This is a genomic window from Amycolatopsis sp. NPDC031561 (assembly GCF_055580625.1).
The window spans coordinates 43,853-60,975 of sequence record NZ_JBVILA010000033.1; the positions used below are offsets into that span (position 1 = coordinate 43,853).

The window sequence follows — 17,123 nt, forward strand, 5'->3', positions numbered from 1 at the left end:
GACCGGTCTCGGTCGGTGATCGATAGTGTGAGGCATGTACATCGGCAACCCCGACGTCCCTGACGACGTCTTCGCGGACGTCCTCGGCCAGATCAACGACTTCGTGCGCACCCGCGTGATGCCTCGCGAGCTCGAGATCATGAACACGGACGCGATCCCCGCCGACCTGCGGGCGCAGGCCGAGGAGATGGGGTTGTTCGGCTACGCGATCCCGCAGGAGTGGGGCGGCCTCGGGCTCGACCTCGTCCAGGACGTCGAGGTGGCGATGGCGCTGGGGTACACGTCCTTGGCGCTGCGGTCGATGTTCGGCACGAACAACGGCATCGCAGGGCAGGTCCTGGTCGGATTCGGCACCGAGGAGCAGCAGGCCAGGTGGCTGCCCGGCATCGCGTCCGGCGACGTCGTGGCGTCCTTCGCGCTCACGGAGCCGGGTGCCGGCTCCAACCCGGCCGGACTGCGGACCAGCGCGAAACCGGACGGCGACGGCTGGATCCTCGACGGTGGCAAGCAGTTCATCACGAACGCGACCGAGGCCGGGTTGTTCGTGGTGTTCGCGCGGACGAAGCCCGCGTCCGAGTCCGGGACGGGGATCGCGGTGTTCCTCGTGCCCGCCGACGCGCCGGGGATCCAGGTCGGCGCGAAGGACGCGAAGATGGGGCAGGAGGGTTCGCGGACCGCAGACGTCACGTTCTCGCAGGTCCGCGTCGGCCCGGAGGCGCTGGTCGGCGGGGATGGCGACGTCGGCTACAAGGCGGCGATGACCTCGCTGGCGCGCGGCCGGATCCACATGGCGGGGCTGGCGGTCGGGGCCGCGCAGCGGGCGCTCGACGAGTCGGTTTCCTACGCGGCGACGGCGACCCAGGGTGGCACGCCGATCGGGGATTTCCAGCTGGTGCAGGCGATGCTCGCCGACCAGCAGACCGGCGTCCTCGCCGGACGCGCGCTCGCCCGTGAGGCCGCCCGGCTCTACGTGACCGGTGAGGATCGCCGGATCGCGCCGTCGGCGGCGAAGCTGTTCTGCACCGAGATGGCAGGCAAGGCCGCGGATCTCGCGGTGCAAGTCCACGGCGGCAGCGGCTATATGCGCGAGGTCCCGGTCGAGCGTATTTACCGCGATGTCCGGCTCATGCGGCTTTACGAAGGAACCAGCGAGATCCAGCGCTTGATCATCGGCGGCGGCCTGGTGCGGACCGCGAAAAAAGCGGGCGCCCCTGGATGAACTCCAGGTTTACGATCAAGATCATGCGATTCGCCATCAAAACCTCACCCCAGGACACCGTTTGGTCCGACATGCTCGCCGTCTGGCAGGCCGCGGACGAGATCGAACTCTTCGAATCCGGCTGGACCTTCGATCACTTCTATCCCATTTTTTCGGATTCGACCGGTCCGTGCCTGGAAGGGTGGGTGACCCTCACCGCGCTCGCACAGGCCACGAAACGGCTCCGGCTGGGCACGCTGGTCAGCGGGATCCATTATCGCCACCCGGCGCTGCTCGCGAACATGGCCGCGACGCTCGACATCGTTTCCGGTGGCCGCTTGGAGATCGGGATCGGCGCGGGCTGGAACGAAGAGGAATCCGGCGCGTACGGCATGGAGCTCGGCACGATCAAAGCGCGGAGTGACCGGTTCGAGGAGGGCTGCGAGGTCCTCGTCGGACTGCTGACCCAGGAGACCACCACGTTCCAGGGTGAGCACTACCAGCTGACCGACGCCCGCTGTGAACCGAAGGGCGTGCAGAAGCCGCATCCGCCCATCTGCATCGGAGGCAGCGGCGAGAAGCGGACCTTGCGCACGGCCGCGAAGTACGCCCAGCACTGGAATTTCGTCGGTGGCACGCCGGAGGAGTTCGCGCACAAGCGCGAGGTGCTGCACCGTCACTGCGCGGACATCGGCCGGGACCCGGGCGAGATCACCTTGTCCTCGCACGTCCGCCTCGGTGCGGACGGTGACTACGCCAAGGTCGCCGCGGAAGCCGAAGCCCTCGGCGAGGCCGGGCTCGACCTGGCGATCATCTACCTGCCGCCGCCGCACACCCCCGCCGTTCTGGAGCCGCTGGCGAAGGCGCTCGAGCCCCTGCGCTGACGGCCGCGACGCCCCGGCTCACGGCCGGGGCGTTGCGGAACCGGCCGGTCTCGCTATACGGTGACGGAACTAGAACAGGTTATAGTTCTGGACGGCGGGCGGACCGAGGAGCGGAAATGGCGAACAAGGCGCCGCGCGGCGACGAAGCCGACTACGTGGTCGTCGGATCGGGTAGCTCGGGGGCCGCGATCGCGGGCAGGCTGGCGGAGTCCGGTGCCAGCGTGATCGTGCTCGAGGCGGGCAAGAGCGACGAGAAGCTGCTCGTCAAGAAGCCGGGCCTGGTCGGCCCGATGCACGCGGTGCCCCAGCTCAAGAAGCCCTTCGACTGGGGCTACTACTCGGTGCCACAGAAACACGTTCTCGATCGCCGGATGCCGGTGCCGCGCGGCAAGGTGGTCGGCGGCTCCAGTTCCATCAACGGGATGGTCTACGTCCGCGGCAACCGCGCCAACTTCGACTCCTGGGCGGCCGAGGGCAACAAGGGCTGGGACGCCGACAGCGTCAACGCCGCCTACAAGCGGATGGAGGACTTCGAGGACGGCGAGAGCGAGTTCCGGGGCGCGGGCGGGCCGATCCGGGTCACCCGCAACAAGATCCCGCAGGAGGGCACGCTCCAGTTCCTCGAGGCGACCGCCGCCGCGATCGGCTGCGAGATCCTCGACGACTACAACGCCGAGTCGCAAGAGGGCGTCAGCCGGATGCAGCAGAACGCCGCCGACGGCCTGCGCTACAGCGCCTCGCGCGGCTACATCCATCATCTCGCGCCCGCGACACTGCAGGTCCAGTCCGGGGTGCTGGCGAAGAAGGTACTCATCGAGAACGGCCGCGCGGTCGGCGTCGAGGTCGTCGACGCGGACGGGAGCCGCCGCACCCTGCGCGCCGGCAAGGAGGTCATCCTCTCGGCGGGCTTCGTCGGCTCCGCGCAGCTGTTGATGCTGTCCGGGATCGGCCACGCCGAGCACCTGAGGGAGCACGGCATCGACGTGCTCGCGGACCTGCCGGTCGGCGACAACCTGCACGATCACATGTTCCACGCGCTGACCTTCCGTGCGTCGTCGAGCAAGAACAAGGGCACGCCCCCGTACTTCGCGAGCGGCCTCGTCAAGGAGCTGATGCGGCCTGGTACGACCTTCCTGGCGAACTCGGTCTTCGAGGCTGTCGCCTTCCTCAAGACGTCCCAGGCCACCGAGGTCCCCGACCTCCAGCTGCATCTCCTGCCGTGGGCGTACGTGACGCCCAACCAGGACGCGCCGATCCGGCACGACGTCGACAAGCGGCCCGCGCTCACCGTGCTGACCACGCTGATCTATCCGAAGAGCCGCGGAACCCTGCGCCTCGCCTCGGCCGATCCCACGGCGGCGCCGCTCATCGACTTCCAATACCTGTCCGATCCCGCCGATCTCGAAGTGCTCGGCGAGGGCTCGGAGCTGGTCCGCGAGATCTTCGCCTCGGGGGCGTTCAACGGCTCGATCAAGGAAGAGCTCCACCCGGGCAAGGGGTTGCGGGGCCAGGAATTGCGCGACGCGATCCTGAATCGCGCGACCTCGGTGTACCACGGCGTCGGGACCTGCCGGATGGGCGTCGACGAACTCGCGGTCGTCGGTCCCGACCTCAAGGTCCGCGGGGTCGAAGGCCTGCGGGTCTGCGACGCCTCGATCATGCCGTCGATCACCGGCGGCAACACCAACGCGCCCGCCATCATGATCGGCGAGATGGGCGCGCAGCTCGTCTTGTCGGACAACTGACGGAAAGAGGGCCATGACCGTCACACCGCTCGCGCTCACCCGTCCGGCGTCGGTGACCGACGCGTTCCTGCGGCGGCTCGTCGCCCGGGTGCCGGGGTCGTCCGGCGCGACCTGGAAGCTCACAGAGGTCTACACCGGTGACGTGCTCGTCGAACTGCCTCAGTCGCCGCCCGCCGACATCGAGCAGGCGTTCGTCACCGCGCGCGCCGCGCAGGAGAAATGGGCCGCGACGCCGCTCAAACAGCGGCTGGAGGTGTTCAAGCGGGCGCACACGCTTTTCGTCGACAACGCGCCGATCGTCACCGACCTCATCCAGGCCGAGAGCGGCAAGAACCGCCGGATGGCGATCGAGGAGACCTGCGACCCGGCGATGGTGATGAGCCATTACCTCACGCGGGCCGCCAAACTGCTGGCACCGACCAAACGTGGCGGCCCGGTCCCGTTCCTGACGACGTCGACCGAGATCCGGCAGCCCAAGGGCGTGGTCGGCATCATCGCGCCGTGGAACTTCCCGTTCGCCACCGGCATCTCCGACGCCATCCCGGCGTTGATGGCCGGGAACGCGGTCGTGTTGAAGCCTGACAACAAGACGGCGCTTTCCCCGCTCTACGGCGTCGAGCTGCTGGAGAAGGCCGGGCTGCCGAAGGGCCTGTTCCAGGTGGTGTGCGGTGAGGGCCCGGACGTCGGCCCCACGCTCATCGACCAGGCGAACTACGTGATGTTCACCGGTTCCACGGCCACCGGCCGGGTGATCGGCGAGCGCGCGGGCCGCAACCTCATCGGCTGCTGCCTCGAACTCGGCGGCAAGAACCCGATGATCGTGCTCGAAGACGCCGACCTGGACGAGGCCGTGCAGGGCGCGATCTTCGGGGCGTTCGGCAACACGGGACAGATCTGCATGCACATCGAGCGGATCTACCTGCCGGAATCCCGCTACGACGAGTTCAAGAACGCTTATGTGGCCAAGACCGAGGCGCTCGACGTCCGTGCCGCCTACGACTTCGGCCCCGACATGGGCTCGCTCGTCTCCCCGGACCACCTGAGCCGGGTGAAGTCGCACGTCGACGACGCCGTGGCCAAGGGGGTGACAGTCCTTTGTGGAGGAAAGCCCCGGCCCGACCTCGGCCCGGCGTTCTTCGAACCGACGATCCTCGAGGGCGTCACGAAGGACATGCTCTGCGGCGTCACCGAAACCTTCGGACCCGTTGTCGCACTGCACAAGTACCGCACCGTCGACGAGGCCGTCGCGCTCGCCAACGACACCGAATACGGCCTCAACGCCTCGGTCTGGGGCCGTGACGTCGGCGCCGCCCGTGCGGTGGCGTCGCGGATCGAGTCCGGCAACGTCAACATCAACGACATCCTGGCCACCGCGTACGCCGCCAAAGGAACACCGTCGGGCGGCGTCAAGAGTTCGGGCGTCGGCGCCCGCCACGGGGACCAGGGCCTGCTCAAGTACACCGACGTCAAGAACCTGGCGGTGCTCAAGAAACAGGTCATGGGTCCCCGTGGCGGCCAGACCTACGAGAAGTACGTCGAAGGGATGCTTTCCGGGCTGAAACTCATGCGGCGCCTTCGTATCCGCTAGACAGTGTCCGATACGTCGGTTTGCTGGGGAGCGGCCAGCACACAGGCGATGCTGAGCACGCACATGCCGATCAGCAGGCCGATCGCGGGCCAGACACTGCCGGTCGCCTGGAACAGCAGCGTCGACACCAGCGGCGAGAGACCGCCGAAGAGCGCGCCCGCCAGCTGGTAGGACAGCGAGATGCTGGTGTACCGGGCCCGCGGGCGGAACATCTGCGACAGGATGGCCGCGATCGGGCTGTAGGTCGCCGTCATCGCCAGGCGCATCGCCACGAACGCCGCGATGATCAACGCCGCGTTCTTCGTCGAGAGCACCAAGAACTGCGGAGCCGCGAGCAAGGCGACGCCGACGAGGCCGATGACGACCACCCGCACCCGGCCGAACCGGTCGCCGAGCCAGGCCGCGCCGAAGCTGACGACCAGTTCCACGAAGGCGGCGATGGTGAGCGCGTTGAGCACGAGCGATTCGGAGACGCCGACAGCGGGGTCGGTCGCGTACGCCGTCGCGAAGGTGGTGACGAGGTAGTAGCCGCCGACGGCGACGGGCAGGACGCAGATGCCGAGCAGGATCGGCTTCCAGTTCGTCCGGACCGCGTACAGGAGCGGGACGCCGGTTTCCTCGGTGCTTTCCTCGAAGACCGGTGACTCTTCGACCTTCAGGCGCACGACGAGCCCGACCCCGATGAGCAGCACGGACGCGAAGAAGGGGATCCGCCAGCCCACCGTGCTCAGCCATTCGGTGCCACCGGTGCTCAGCAGACTGAACAGGCCGGTGGCCAGCAACGCGCCCGCGGGGTTCCCCGCCTGCGCGAAGGCGCCGTAGAAGGTCTTCTTGCCCGGCGGCGCGTGCTCGACGGCCATGAGCACCGCGCCGCCCCACTCGCCGCCGACGGCGAGCCCTTGGACGAACCTGAGCACCACGAGCAGGATGGGCGCCCACGTGCCGATCTGGGCGTACCCGGGCAGGCAGCCGACCAGGAAGGTCGCCGCGCCCATCATCGTGAGGGTCACCACGAGCGCGGTCTTGCGGCCGACCCGGTCACCGATGTGCCCGAACACGATGCCACCGAGCGGCCGGGCGAAGAAGCCGACCGCGTACGTCGCGAAGGCCGCCGCGACCCCTGTCAGCCTGTCGCCGGTTTCGGGGAAGAACACGGTGCCGAAGACCAGGCTGGCGGCCGTGGCGTAGACGTAAAAGTCGTACCACTCGATCGTGGTCCCGACGAAGGCCGCGAGCCCGGCCCGGCGGGCCCGCCGGAGTGACTGGGCGTCGGTTCGGACGGTCATCGGGCCACCTCGCCGTCGATCCAGGTTTCCAGCACGCGGATTCCGGCGATCCGGCTCGGCTCGCTGGTCAGGGGATTCTCGCTCAGCAGCACGAAATCGGCGCGTTTACCGGGCGTGATGGAGCCCAGGTCGCGCTCGCGGCCGAGCACCCGGGCGCCGGCGATCGTATGCGCGGCGACGGCCGACCGGACGTCGATCAGCAGGTCGCCGCCGCCGAGCCGGTGGCCACGCCGGGTCGTCCTGGTCACCGCGGTCTGGATGGCTTCGAGCGGGTTCGGTTCCGCGACCGGGGCGTCCGAGCTCAGCGTCACCGGCACGCCCGCCGCCTGGAACTCGCCGAGGGGGTTGAACCGCTCCCCGGGGGTGCCGACGGCGTCGGTGACGCCTTCGCCCCAGTTGTAGTAGTGCTGCGGCTGGTTGACCGGGTGGACGCCGAGCGCGGCCATCCGCTCGATCTGCGCCGGCGACGGCAGCCCGCAGTGCTCGATGCGGTGCCGGGCGTCGGGCCGGGGATTCCGCCGCTGCGCTTCCTCGATGGCGTCGAGCACCATGCCGATCGCGTCGGGGGACTGGGCGTGGGTCGCGGTCTGGAGCCCGGCCTCGTGCGCCTTGTCGATCAGCGCCGCGTAGTCCGCGGGATCGTGGTAGAGCTGCCCGGTGCGGCACGGATCGCCGACGTAGCCGTCCGGGAAGTACGCGGTCCACCCGCCGAGCGTGCCGTCGGCGTAGAACTTGATCCCCGCGAAGGAAAGGCGGGGAGTGCCGAAAGCCCCGTGCAGGCCCATTTCGAGGCTCTGGTCGAGCAGGTGCGACAGCAGGTACATGTGCACGCGGGTCTTGAGCTGCCCGGCCTCGTCCAGCCGCAGGTACATGTCGAACTCGCGGCGGGTGACCTGGGCGTCGCCGATCGCGGTCACCCCGGCGGCGAGGAACTTCTCCTGCGCGGCGGCCAGCTGGCGAGCGTGTTCCTCCGGCTCGTCTTCGAGGTGGAAGTTCGGCCCGTGCCGCCCGACCTTCACGCCGGTGACGCCGGTGAGGATGTTGCACGCCGCGTCCGAGAGTTCCCCGGTGAGTTCGCCGTGCCCGTCCCGGAAGAACACCCCGCCGTCGGGATCCGGGGTGTCGCGGGTGATGCCGTTGCGCCGCAACGTGAAGCTGTTCACCACGCCGCCGTGCCCGCTGGCGTTCATGAGGTAGACCTCGCGGTCTTCGGCGACGGCGTCGAGTTCCTCCTTGCGGGGATGGCGTTTCTCGGCGAGATTGCGGTGCTCGTAGCCGTAACCTCGGACAGGCCTGCCCGCCGGAGTGCTCTCGGCCGCCTCGCGCAGCAGCGCGACGATGGCCGGGATGGTCGACGCCCGCTCGGGACCGCAGTCCACCCAGGTCATCATCTGCCCGTACATCAGGGGATGCGCGTGCGGATCGACGAACCCGGGCAGGAGCGTGCCCGGCAGCCGCCGCACCTCCGGCGAGGGATGACCGAGCCCGGCCGCGCGGGCGCGGCATTCGTCCACTGAACCGACCGCGGCGATCTCCTCGCCGAACACGAGCACCGCGGCGGACTCCTGGGATTCGGCGGTGAAGTGGGGCGAAGGTAAGCGAGGAGAGCGGCCGAACGCAATCAGATCACTCGCACACGGACAGTGCTCACGATCGATATGTCATCGCCGAAGGTCAGAACCCTTTATTCACGCTGCGCTGGGTGGGTTGAGACGAGTGATATGTTTCCGTTGGTCGGCGGAAACTCAGCGGAGGAGAAACTGCCGTGGACGACGCCTTGGTCGCGGCTTTGCGCGCGGACGGCCGGATGAGCGTGGCCGATCTGGCCAAACGCCTCGGCGCGTCACGCTCGGCCGTCTCGGCCCGCCTGGAGCAGTTGAAGGCCGACGGTTCGCTCAACGTGGTCGCGGCGGTCCATCCCGAGTTCCTCGGCCTGACCGCGTACGCGCACCTCGCGATCCGCACGTCCGGCCGGTCCCAGGCGACGACGGACGCCATCGCGGCGCTACCGGCCGCGGCGTTCGTTTCCGCGGTGAGCGGGGAGTACCAGACCGTCGCCGAGCTGCGCCTGCCCGACTCCCCGGAGCTTTACCGCACGGTGGCGGACATCCGGGGCCTGCCGGAGGTGGAGCAGGTCAACACCCTCCTCTACGTGGACGTGGTCAAAGGCCTGTTCATGCCGGGCCGCCCGCTGCCGCCCTGGCTGCGGCTGGACGACCGCGATCTCGCGATCATGCTGCGGTTGCAGGCCGACGGGCGGGAGAGTTTCGCGCGCATGGCCGAACACGTCGGGCTGTCGCCGTCGGCCACCCGCACCCGCGTGCGGTACCTCGTCGAGCACGACGTCATCCGGATCGCGCCGGTGCTCAGCCGTGCCCGCCCGGACGCCGGCCTGGTCTGCGGGATCGGCCTGAACGTGCGGGGCGCCGGGGACGCCGTGACCGCCGCACTCGCCGCGCGCGAAGACACCGAGTTCCTCGCCAGGACGATCGGCCGGTTCGACGTCGTCGTCACCATCGCGGCGCAGTCCGCCCGAGACCTCGACCGGACACTCGAGGAGATCAGCGGCAGGCCCGACGTGGTGACGGCGGAAACGTGGGTCCACCTCCGCATCGCCAAGGAACGCTACGAGTGGCCCTTGCCGACCGCGGAGGAGCTCGCGCGGCGTTAGTCGTTGTCCAGGGTCTTCCGAACACTGAGCCGCGGAGGACCGCGCGACTCGCCCCAACCTCACCGACCACTCAACAGAACGATCTGATTCCCTCTGACCGAACCCCTCCGCGCCTGAGCCATCAGCCCGGCCACCGCGGCCGAACCCGCCGCCGTGGGCCGCACCCCATACCGCGCCAAAAGAGCCTGTGCGGCAAGGAGTTCGTCGTCGTCCACGGCGTGCGCCGCGCCGCCGGAGCCGTCGATCGCGGCCAGCGCGTCGGGGCCGTGCAGGGCGTGCCAGTTCACCAGGGGCTCGTTGTGCTCGGTCGTGACGACGGCGTCGCGTGGCAGTACTCGGTACGGTCCCGGCCAGCTGGTCACGATCGGGTTGTTGCCGGGGGAGCCGACGCCGTGAAGGGCCACCGGCCAGCCGAGCGCGCGCAGTCGCCGATAAGCGGCGACGAGTGTCGTGCCGTTGCCGACCGGGATCCACAGGGACGCCGGGGCGGGGCCGAGCTCCCGGTGCAGGGCGTCGACGACGTGACCGTGCCCTTCGAGGATCACGTCCTTGTACGGTCCGTCGACGTTGCCGTCCATCGCGCCTTTCGAGTGAGCCAGGCGGTGTGACTCCTCGACGGCGTCTTCGTAGCCGCCCGGGACGAAGTGGACGTCGGCCCCGGTCGCGGCGGCGAAGGCGCCACCGTCGCCCCAGTCGGCGGGCAGGACGACGGTGCAGCGCAGGTCCGCCGCGGCGCAGGCGGTCGCCATCGCGCGTCCGTAGCTGCCGCAGGAGCCCACGACGACCCGATCGTGGCCTTCGGCGATCGCGCGGGCCACGATCGCGTGGGCGGCGGGTTCCTTGTGGCTGCCGGAGGGGTAGTGGGTCTCGTCCGCGAGGAACACGCGGATTCCCGGCAGCAGGTCGTCCGCGGGGACGAGAATGGAAGTCCGAGACAGCACGGGACCGTTCCCCTTCACCGAGTGTGGGCAGCGAGCAGTTCGTCGGCCTCGCGCTGCAGGTCGTCGCGTGTGCCGATGTTCGCGGGCGGGACGGCGTCGGGCAGTTCGTCTTCGATCAGCCGTAGCCGGGGGTTGAGCCAGCCGCGGACGGCCCATGCCAGCTGCAGCAGTCCACTGAGGACGATCAGCAGGGCGAGTCCACGGCCCGGGGAATCCAGCAGTGGCTGGACGAACCGCTCGGCCAGCGGGCCGACGACGAGGTAGCCCAGCGGCATGGTCAGCATCATCAGGGTGATGAACAGGGAGAGGACCCGGCCCTGCAGTTCGAGGTTGACCTTGCCCTGGATGATCGCGATCCAGTGGCCGTCGGCGAGGGATTCGCCGAAGCCGACGAGGAACATGCCGGCGATGATCAGCGCGGGCGAGGTGGTGAGGCCGACGAGGATCATCGCGACGCTGCCGACGCCCATCGCGATGAGCATTCCGTGGCTGCGCCGGGTGGTCCCGCCCCAGAGACCCATCACGACGCTGCCCGCGAGCGCGCCGACGCCGCCCGCGCCCAGCGCTACGCCCAGCACCGAGGCGGGTTGTTCCACCAGCAGCATCGGCGTGATCACGGCGAAGCCCAGGGTGTAGAAGACGTGGTCGATGACGAAGAACCGGAGGGCGGCACGCAGGCCTGGACGGCGGGTGATGAACTGCCAGCCGGTCCGGATCTCGGTGCGGAAGTTCTCCTCGCGCCGCCGGAACAAGAGGTTCGGGAAGCGGACGAACAGCAGGGTGAGCGCACCGGCGGCGAACGTGCCCATGTCGACGAGCAGCACGCCGCTGATCCCGATCGGACCGATCAGCGCGGCGCCGAGCATGGGGGAGAACACCAGCCCGACGCCGACGCCGAGTTGCCCGATTCCGCTGGCGTGACCGAGATAGCGCTTCGGGACCAGCTGGGCGACGGCCGCGAGATAGGCGGGCCGCTGGAACGCGCCTGCCACCGAAGTCACCGTCACGGCCAGATAGACGTGCCAGAGATGCAGGCCGTCCGACAGCATCAAGAAGGCCAGCGCCGCCATCGACAGCCCCGCCATGCTGTCGCTCACCAGCATGACCCTGCGCCGGTCCCATCGGTCGGCGACGGCGCCGGCGAGCGGTCCGGCCACGATGCCGGGCAGCAGGCCGATCGCGCTGACCATGGCGAACGACGTGATCGAGCCGGTCTGCTGGAACACCCAGATGCTCAGCACCAGGGTGCTCAGCCCGCTGCCGACCATCGACAGCAGCTGGCCGAAGGCGACCACCGCGAACTTGCGCAGGTCGGGTTCCGCGCTGGCGACCGGCGCCGCCTCCTCGGTGGCCGGCCGCTCGGAGACGAACTCGACCAGCGCTTCGGCGAGCGGTTCCGCGTGGCTCTTGAGGAAGAAGTGTCCCGCCTGCGGCAGGACGGCGAGGCCGACGCCGCCTTCGGTGAAATGCCGCCATTCCTGGCGGCGTTCCCGATAGTGCTCGGTGACCCGGTCGCGCGCGCCGACGACGGTGAGCACCGGTGCCTTCAGGGGCTCGAAGCTCCCTCGATACGCGGCGGTGAAGTACTCCTCGGCGTCGCGCGCGTCGTGGCGCACGTTGCGGAGCACGAAGGCCTTCTGCCCATCGTCGTCGAGGTCGGTGAAGCCGCCGCGGGCACGGAGATACGCGAGGTACTCACGGTCCGAGGTGAAGCGGTCCACCGGGACGTGCCGGTAGATCCAGTCGAAGAACCGCCCCGGCAGCCGCGCGGTGGGGAATCCCGCGCCGAGGGCGACCCCGGCCACGGGCAGGCCGGCGGCTTCGGCGCGTCGTGCCACCTCCACGGTGAGGGCGACACCGAGGCAGTGTCCATAAAGGAGGATCGGGCCACTGATCGACCGCAGTTCCTCGACGATACGGCCGGAAACGACGTCGATCGGCTCCAGCTCCTCATCGGCTCTGGAGCGGTCGTGGCCGGGGAGTTCCGCCGCGTGGAGTGCCCAGCCTGCCGGGAGAGCGTCGGCGAGCGGATGGTAGGCGACGGCGCTGCCGCCGGAGTAGGGCACCGCCACGACCGTGTGCCCACCGCGGGCCGGGTCGGCGTCCGTCGCGGTCAGCCGGTGCAGCAGCCGTCGTTCGGCGGGCCGGGCTCCGGAACGCGCGTCGAGATGCGCTGCCAGCCGCCGGATGGTGGCGTGCTGGTACAGCTCCACCAGGCTGGGGGAGGGCTCGATCCGCCGGACGACCTTGAGCGCGGCGAAGGAATCGCCGCCGAGGGCGAAGAAGCTGTCGTCGATGCCGGGATCGGTGACCCCGAGAACGTCCGACCATGCCGTGGCGATCCGCTTCTCGGTGTCGGTTCTCGCCACTGTCCCGGTGGACCGCGGGCCGCCACCGGACGGCGCGGGCAGGGCGCGCCGGTCGAGTTTCCCGTTGGGGGACAGCGGAAGAGCGGACAGGGTCAGGATGCGGGCGGGGACCATCTGCGGGGGCAGGCCCGCCGCGAGCGTCTCCCGGTAGACGGCTTCGTCGGCGTCCGACCCGTCGCGGGTCACGACGTAGCCGACGAGCTGCGTACCATGAGGAGCGGCAGCGCACGCCACGACCTCGGGCAGCGCGCCCAGGGCGGCCTCGACCTCGCCGAGCTCGATCCGGTGGCCGTTGACCTTGACCTGATCGTCGAGCCTGCCGAGGAAATCGACCGTACCGTCGAGGTGGAACCGGGCCGAGTCACCGGTGCGGTACATCCGGGCGCCGGGCGCGAACGGGTCCGGCACGAACCGGTCCGCGGTCAGCTCGGGCCGTTCGTGATAGCCGAGGGCGACGCCGAGACCGCCGAGGTACAGCTCGCCGACGACGCCCGCGGGCACCGGCTGACGGTGGGCGTCCAGGACGTAGACCCGGTTGTTCGGGAAAGGCCGTCCGATGGGCAGTGGCGCGTCGTCGGCGAGATGGTCGACAGAGCCTTCGAAGCAGACGTTGTCGACGGTGACCTCGGTGACGCCGTAGGAGTTGACGACGCGGTTGCCCGGCCCGACGAGCCGCCTCGCGAGCCGGAATTCCTTGACGTGCCACTTCTCGCCGCCACCGATCAGCAGATCGGCGAACCCGAGATCCTGCCCGCTGCTTTCGGCGTGGTCGAGCAGCGTCCGCAGCACCGCGGGCACGAGTTCGGTGCAGTTCACCCGCTCGGTCTTCATCAGCGCGAGGAGATCGGCGGGATCGAGCAGCGTTTCGCGGGGCGCGACGACCAGACGGCCGCCGCTGAGGTGCGCCCGCAGGGTCTCGCCCACGAACATGTCGAAGGAGAAACTGGCCGCCTGCAGGTATGTCCACTCAGGACGGAGCCGGTACGCCTGCTGCCACATCTCCGCCGCGTGCACCAGGTTTCCGTGCGTGACCACGACTCCCTTGGGCCTGCCGGTGGACCCCGAGGTGTAGATGACGTACGCCGGATCGTCCGCGGTGGTGACCAGTGGCAGGTCGGTGTCATCGTCAGGGAGATCCCCGGCGAGGTAATCCGCGTCGATGACGACCGTCGGTCCGCTGTCGGTCAGCATGTACTCAAGGCGATCGGCGGGATAGGCCGGATCCAGCGGTACGTACGCGCCGCCCGCCTTGAGTACCGCCCACATCGCGGTGAAGAGCGCGGTGCCGCGGTCCAGGTTGATCGCCACCCGATGGCCGGGCCGCACGCCCTCGTCGCGCAGTCGCCTGGCCAGCCGGTTGGCCCGGTGGTTGAGTTCGGCGTAGCTTACGGTGTCGCGGCCGACGGTGAGCGCGGGTGCGTCGGGTGTCGCGAGGGCGTGCCGCTCGAACAGCCGGTGCACGGCGATCGCGTCCGGTATCGGGGCGACGACGTCGTTCCAGTCGTCCACGATGCGGCCGCGCTCGGCGGCGGTGAGCATCGGGAGCCGGGTGATCGGCGTGCTCGTGCCGGAGGTCGCCGCGTCCAGCAGGGTCAGCAGATGGTCGAGGATCGCCTCGATTCGCGCGGCCTCGAACAGTTCGGTGGCGTAGTCGGCGTTCAGGACTGCGCCGTCGTCGGGGAAATCGAGCCCGATCGCCAGATCGACCATCGTGGCGGACGGCGGCAACTCCCCGGCGTAGCGCAGGAGCGGGTCGCCGGGCGCCGGGGTGTTGTGCACCGTCAGCATCACTGGGCTCAACCGCTTGGCTCCGGCCAGCGTGGTCACCAGATCTGGTAACGCCAGCTCTTGGTGATCCAGATCGCCCAGGACGCCGTCCCGCACCCGCGCGACGAGCTCGGCGAACGACGGCTCACCCGACACGTCACCGCGCAGTGGCAGGACGTTCAACGCCGGGCCGATCAGCGACGCCAGTTCGCCCGCCGACCGCCCCGCCACCGGGGACAGCACGGTGACGTCGGTGTGGCCGGTGTACCGCCGCAGAACGGTTTGCAGACCGGTAAGGACCACCATGAACAGGCTCGCCCGCTGTTCACCGGCGTACGCCCGCAAACGATCCAGCAGAGCGGGGTCGAGTCGCCGGGTGACACGCTCTGCGGCAAAGGTGCGGGCGGCCGGGCGAGGCCGGTCGGCGGGGAGTTCGAGGTCGAGATCGGCGCCGTCGAACCGGTCCCGCCAGTACGAGACGAGCGGCTGGTCGGCTTTCGCTTGAGCGGCGCGGGCTGCGAGGTCGGGCGCGGGGACGGCCGGTGCCAGATCGGCGCCCGAGTACAGCGCGGCGAGCTCCTGGCCGAGCACGCCCGCGGACCAGCCGTCGAAGGCGAGGTGGTGCACGATCAGGACGAGTTCGTCCCCGTCGAGGAACGCGTGCGCGACCGGGCCGTTTCGGTAGTCGATACCGTCGCGATCCGGCTCACCGAGGGTCAGCGGAATCGTGGCGGCGGGCTCGATGACCATGCTCGGTTCGGTGCCGTCGTCGGGAAAGCGCGCTCTCAGCAGCGGATGCCGTCGCGACAGTTCGGCGAGGGCGGCGGTCAGCACGGCGACGTCGACCGCTTCGGCCCAGCGGTACCGGATTCCCAAGGTGTAGACGGAAAGTCCGGCGCACAGCTGTTCGGCGATCCAGTAGTCGCGTTGCATCGGGCTCAGCGGGTGCGGGACTCCCTCGGCCAGTCCGGCGACGGCGGTTTCGGTCGCCCCTGTCGCTCCGGCGATGACCTCGGCGAGCGCGGCGACGGTCGGATCCGCGTACCACCGGGTGAGGGTCAGCTCCGCGCCGTGCCGCACGCGCAGGGCGGCGATGAGGCGGACCGCGTCCAGCGAGTCACCGCCGAGGGAAAGGAAATCGTCGGTCGCGCTGGTGACGGCGCCGCCGAGGATCTCGTCGAACAGCGTGGCCGCGGATCTTTCGTCCGCGGTGAGCGCGCTGTCGTGGCCGTGCTCGGCAGGCACCTCCGCCGCCAGCGCGGTCTTGTCGATCTTTCCTTGTGGTGTCAGCGGAAACCGGGGATGCCGGAGCAGGACGGCCGGGATGAGATGGGCGGGGAGGACGTCGCCGAGCGCGTTCCGGACGGCCGTGAGGTCGGTCGTGCCGGTGACCAGGTGGCCGGTCAGCCTGGCGCGGCCGGTCTTGTCGTCGACGAGGACGACGGCGTCGGTGACGTCGTCGAGCTGCCGGAGGGCCGCCTCCACCTCGGCCGGTTCCACCCGGTGGCCCCGGATCTTGACCTGATCGTCGAGCCGTCCGAGGAACTCCAGCTGTCCGTCGCCGGACCAGCGGACCCGGTCGCCCGTGCGGTATTCGCGGCCGTGGCCGGGTGTCGTCACGAAGCGTTCGGCGGTCAGCTCCGGCCGGTTCAGATAGCCCTCGGCCACGCCGATGCCGCCGATCAGCAGCTCGCCGTCGTCACCGATCCGGCAGGTCACCCCGGGATGCGGGACGCCGATCGGGACCACGTCGCCCGACCATTCGGTCACGTCCGTCGCCGTGGCGCCCACCGTCGTCTCGGTCGGCCCGTAGCTGTTGAACAGCCGGGTCGCGCCGCCGACCGCGGCCTGCCACCGGCGCACCGCGTCGGGCCGTGCCGTCTCCCCGCCGATGATCACGCAGCGCACACCCGCCGGAACGGAGGTCTCGCCGCGGTCGAGCGCGGCGACCAGCTCGTGCCAATACGCCGTCGGCAGGTCCAGCACCGTGATGCCGAGCGCGTCGCAGCGCTCGAAGAACAGGTCCGGCCTGCTGATCATGTCGTCGTCGCGCAGGACGAGGGTGGCCCCCCGGATCAGCGGGCAGAAGATCTCCTCGACGCTGGTGTCGAAGCTCAGCGACGCGAACTGCAGGATCCGGTCACCCGCGGCGAAGGCGAACCTGTCCGCGAAAGCGCCGGTGAAGTCACGCAGCGACCGGCGGCCGATCAGGACGCCCTTCGGACGGCCCGTCGAACCCGAGGTGAAGATGACGTACGCGGGATCTTGCCGCGGTACGCCGCCCTCGACCGGAAACACCCCGCCGGCCGTGATCAGCGCGCTGGGCCGGGTCTCCTCGACCATCATGGCCAGCCGGGCTTCGGGATAGGCCGGATCCAACGGCACGTAGCCCGCTCCGGCCCGCAGCACGGCGAGGATGGCCACGACCGCGTCCCTGCCGCGCGGCAGCCGGATCCCGACCAGGTCTCCCGGCCGCACCCCGGCTTCGGTGAGCCTGTCCGCCGTCCCGGCGGCCATGCCGACAAGGGTTTCGTAGTCCAGCCCGCCGTCGGCGTCGGCGAGCGCCACGGCATGCGGCGTCCGGACGGCCTGGTCCGCCACGGAAGACCAGACGTCGCCATCCACTGTGGACAGTGGTGGCTCGTGGGTTCGGGTCACCGGTTCTCCTCGGTAT

9 protein-coding genes are annotated in these 17,123 nt (G+C 69.9%); 5 read left to right on the top strand and 4 right to left on the bottom strand.

What is annotated here, in order from left to right; genetic code table 11:
• Window positions 1-34 precede the first annotated feature (34 nt).
• The 4 genes from ACZ5IK_RS40155 to ACZ5IK_RS40170 all read left to right on the top strand — a co-directional run bounded on the left by ACZ5IK_RS40155 (window position 35) and on the right by ACZ5IK_RS40170 (window position 5,415).
• Entirely contained in the window at window positions 35-1,219 is a 1,185-nt protein-coding gene (locus ACZ5IK_RS40155; protein WP_465492486.1) for an acyl-CoA dehydrogenase family protein, read from the top strand.
• A gap of 23 nt (window positions 1,220-1,242) precedes the next feature.
• Complete coding sequence (locus ACZ5IK_RS40160) at window positions 1,243-2,082, top strand: LLM class F420-dependent oxidoreductase (protein WP_410598460.1); 840 nt, start codon at window positions 1,243-1,245, stop codon at window positions 2,080-2,082.
• A 116-nt stretch (window positions 2,083-2,198) separates the two neighbouring features.
• On the top strand, window positions 2,199-3,827 hold the full coding sequence (locus ACZ5IK_RS40165; protein ID WP_465492487.1) for a GMC family oxidoreductase: 1,629 nt from the start codon (window positions 2,199-2,201) through the stop codon (window positions 3,825-3,827).
• 13 nt (window positions 3,828-3,840) lie between these two features.
• Window positions 3,841-5,415, top strand: coding sequence for a succinic semialdehyde dehydrogenase (locus ACZ5IK_RS40170; RefSeq protein WP_465492488.1), 1,575 nt, complete (start codon window positions 3,841-3,843; stop codon window positions 5,413-5,415).
• On the opposite strand, the gene ACZ5IK_RS40175 is transcribed toward ACZ5IK_RS40170, so the two are convergent.
• Together ACZ5IK_RS40175 and ACZ5IK_RS40180 are read right to left on the bottom strand one after the other, a co-directional pair.
• Window positions 5,412-6,701 carry an MFS transporter gene (locus ACZ5IK_RS40175; protein ID WP_465492489.1) on the bottom strand — a complete coding sequence of 430 codons (1,290 nt, stop codon included), beginning with the start codon at window positions 6,699-6,701 and terminating at the stop codon, window positions 5,412-5,414. The two genes, ACZ5IK_RS40170 and ACZ5IK_RS40175, sit on opposite strands and share 4 nt — an antisense overlap.
• Window positions 6,698-8,254, bottom strand: a complete 1,557-nt coding sequence (locus ACZ5IK_RS40180) for an amidohydrolase (RefSeq protein WP_465492490.1) — start codon at window positions 8,252-8,254, stop codon at window positions 6,698-6,700. Before ACZ5IK_RS40180 ends, ACZ5IK_RS40175 begins: the two co-directional genes overlap by 4 nt.
• 212 nt (window positions 8,255-8,466) lie before the next feature.
• Here ACZ5IK_RS40180 and ACZ5IK_RS40185 point away from each other — a divergent pair, with 212 nt between their 5' ends.
• Entirely contained in the window at window positions 8,467-9,372 is a 906-nt protein-coding gene (locus ACZ5IK_RS40185; RefSeq protein ID WP_465492491.1) for an Lrp/AsnC family transcriptional regulator, read from the top strand.
• Between the two features lie 59 nt (window positions 9,373-9,431).
• On the opposite strand, the gene ACZ5IK_RS40190 is transcribed toward ACZ5IK_RS40185, so the two are convergent.
• The gene (locus tag ACZ5IK_RS40190; protein ID WP_465492492.1) at window positions 9,432-10,313 is read right to left on the bottom strand and encodes a pyridoxal-phosphate dependent enzyme; all 882 of its coding nucleotides are present in this window, start codon (window positions 10,311-10,313) and stop codon (window positions 9,432-9,434) included.
• Window positions 10,314-10,327: 14 nt separating this feature from the next.
• The gene (locus ACZ5IK_RS40195; RefSeq protein WP_465492493.1) at window positions 10,328-17,107 is read right to left on the bottom strand and encodes a non-ribosomal peptide synthetase/MFS transporter; all 6,780 of its coding nucleotides are present in this window, start codon (window positions 17,105-17,107) and stop codon (window positions 10,328-10,330) included.
• Window positions 17,108-17,123: the final 16 nt, after the last annotated feature.